General features: G+C 69.2%; 3 protein-coding genes and 1 pseudogene. 2 read left to right on the top strand and 2 right to left on the bottom strand.

The genetic code is table 11. From position 1 onward, the window contains the following. Positions 1 to 444 (bottom strand): NUDIX domain-containing protein (locus ABZ896_RS52465; protein WP_360946551.1); only part of this gene is annotated, 444 nt, incomplete at its 3' end. Then, a complete protein-coding gene (locus ABZ896_RS52460; RefSeq protein WP_360946548.1) occupies positions 431 to 1,201 on the bottom strand; it encodes a helix-turn-helix domain-containing protein in 771 nt (256 codons plus the stop codon). The genes ABZ896_RS52465 and ABZ896_RS52460, both read right to left, overlap by 14 nt. Before the next feature lie 87 nt (positions 1,202 to 1,288). On the opposite strand from ABZ896_RS52460, the gene ABZ896_RS52455 reads away from it, so the two are divergent. After that, positions 1,289 to 1,981 carry a haloacid dehalogenase-like hydrolase gene (locus tag ABZ896_RS52455; protein WP_360946545.1) on the top strand — a complete coding sequence of 231 codons (693 nt, stop codon included), beginning with the start codon at positions 1,289 to 1,291 and terminating at the stop codon, positions 1,979 to 1,981. 152 nt (positions 1,982 to 2,133) lie between these two features. Beyond that, positions 2,134 to 2,789, top strand: a pseudogene (locus ABZ896_RS52450) (hypothetical protein); the annotation flags it as partial.

Genomic DNA, 2,789 nt, shown 5'->3' with positions numbered 1-2,789 from the left:
GGAGAGGTAGTGGCCGATCTGCTCCCGCATGCTGGCGTGGATGTCGAGGCCGTCGAGTTCTTCCGGGAGGACCCAACGCACGCCGTCGGCCTCGTCGTTGACCGTCGGGGCGCCGCCGACCGGGCGGCCGATGTAGGCGGCTTCGTACTGCTGGCGGATCTCTCCGTCCGTGTACTCGATGATGTGCGCGGGGTTGGAGTAGACGCCGAGGAACCCGGTGACCTCGGCGACGATGCCGGTCTCCTCCTCGCATTCGCGCACGGCGCACTGCGCGGGGCTCTCCCCGAAGTCCTGGGCGCCACCCGGCAGCGCCCACTGGCCGGTGTCGCGGCGCCGCTGGAGCAGGATCGCGCCCTCGCTGTTGACGACGAGGAGGTTGCTGGCCGGGATCAGGGTGTTGGGCTTGGGGGCCTTCGGGTCGTTGTAGTACTCAGTCCTGCCCACGCTGGTGGTGCTCCTGACGGTCGGGCGCCCAGGGGCGCGCGGTGTTCCATACGGCTTCGAAGCTCTCGGTGTAGCGGTCGCACCAGTCGGTGCCGTCCGTGCGCCGGAGCTGGAAGAGCGGGTTGGCGCTCGCCGGCTGACCCCAGATGTGCGGGTTGACCAGTAACTGGTCGTCGTACCGGAAGATCGAGTTGTACAGCGTCGTGTCGTGCAGCCGCACCTCGCAGCCGGGGGCGCCGACCAGGGCGCGGTAGTACGTGAGCGAGGCCCGGATCTTCGCGGCGAGGGTGTCGCCGATGCCTTCCTCGCGCCCCCGGACGGCTACCGCCTCCCCGTACGGATCGCCGAAGCACAGACGGACCCTGACTCCGGCCTGCGCACGTTCCTGCAGCATGCGGGCGATGTGCGGGTTGGTCTGGGCGAAGAACGTACCGGAGAAGACGAGGACGTCGATGTGCTTCACGGCGCCGAGCAGGAGGGAGATCCAGACGTCCCTGGGGACGCTGGCGCGGTTCGGGTAGACCTCGACGATCTCCGACCTCAGGGCTTCGAGGTGAGCGGGTCGCTGGCGGCCGTCCGGCCAGAGGTACACCTCGTCCACTTGCAGGTGCTTGGCTACGGCGAAGCGGTGCCGGCGGTGGGGAACCCGGCCGGAGACCCAGCGGCCCACGGTCTTGGGGTCGACGGAACAGAGCTCGGCGAGATCTTCTTCGGTGATCCCCCGCTGGACGAGTGCCGAGCGCAATCGTTCATTCACTCGGACAATCCAATCGCACCCGTGGTCGCACTCGCAAGGACGACCGGCTCATCGAGAGTAGGTGAGCGGTGTGCTTACGCTGGCAGGATGCCGCTCATCGTGCTCTGGGACATCGACCACACCCTCATCGACAACTCCGGGGTCAGCAAGGAGATCTACGCCGCCGCGTTCACGGCTCTCGTCGGCCGGGCGCCGGTACGTCCCGCGCGCACGGAGGGGCGGACGGACCGGCTGATCATCTCCGGCATGTTCCACGATCACGGCCTGGAACCGCCTGCGTGGGAGGCCGCGCTGGCCGCGCTGGAGGCGGCAGGGGCGGGCCGAGACGCCGACCTCAGCCGGCGGGGCCGAGTCCTTCCTGGTGTCCGGCAGGCTCTCAAGGCCGTGGCAGAGGAGGACGGCATGGTCTCCTCCGTCCTCACGGGGAACATCGCCGCGAACGCGCGGGTGAAACTCGGCGCCTTCGGACTGGACGCCCTCCTGGACCTCGGAGTCGGCGCCTACGGTGCCGACTCCGCTGACAGGGCGGCGTTGGTGGACGTGGCACGGGACAGGGTCCGGGCCGTCTACGGCCTTCCGGACGACACCGCCGTGGTGCTCGTCGGCGACACCCCCCGCGATGTCGAGGCCGCCCTCACATCAGGCGCGCACATCGTGGCGGTGGCCTCCGGCGTCCACAGCGAAGACGAGCTACGACAAGCCGGCGCCCACCTTGTTCTCTCCGACCTGAGCGACGTCGACGCCCTCATGGCCCACCTTCGCGCGCTCGCGCGCCCCTGAAAACGTCCCAAGACGTCCTCGGGTCGTCCCGGGAGGCGGTTTAGCCGTCCCGGTGTTCTCCAGCACGCTCTCCTCTCATCGGCACCGAGACGGAACGGGCCGCCGACGCGGTACCAGGACCCCCTTACGGCTGACTGGGATGGAGTGCGCGCATGTCCGCAGTGCTAGGCGAACTACCCGCAACAACGCCTTCGCTCACCTCTGTTGAACGCCTCGCGGCCCGCTACTCGGTTCCCGTCGAGGACGCGCTGCTCATCTCCATCAACCTGCACGGGATCTCGTCGGACATCGCACGCCACCGGGCCCGTGTGCTGGTGCGCCTCGACACCGCTCCGTCGGTGCCCTGGCAGCTCATCGTCCCGCTGAACGCGGCTCGTTCGCCGTTCCGGCTGGAGGACGGACAGCTGAAGCTCGGCGGTGAGCGGATCGGCAGCGTCGAACGCATCGACGCCGACGAGGCCGTTGGCGGGTACTTCCGGGACGGCGGCCGAGCGGCGACCCTCAACCCGAACGCCCGGAGCCGCTGCGTCGGATGCGCCTTCTGCCCCAACACCCTGGAGGCCGCGGCCGATCCCCGCCTGTCGGAAGAACGGGAGCTCAACGAACTGCTGGCCGCGATGACCGAACAGCATCCCCGGGGCGACCTGGCCGAACTCCGTGAGGTCACGGTCTCGACGGGCTGCTTCGAACGAGAGCGGGCGGCGGCCGACCACCTCCGATCGCTGCGGAGCGTACTCACCGAGCACGGCATCAACGCACGGATCGGCTTCCTCACCTCGGTGCTGCGTACCGAGGAGGCGTTCGAGGA

Source organism: Streptomyces sp. NPDC047072 (genome assembly GCF_040643855.1).
Classification (GTDB): Bacteria; Actinomycetota; Actinomycetes; order Streptomycetales; family Streptomycetaceae; genus Streptomyces.
Note: the sequence above shows the minus strand (reverse complement) of the source record. Positions and strands in the feature narration are given on the sequence as shown.

Coding starts and splice junctions, on each gene's coding strand:
- ABZ896_RS52455 (WP_360946545.1), top strand. CDS start 1,289: ATGCCGCTCATCGTGCTCTGGGACATCGACCACACCCTCATCGACAAC.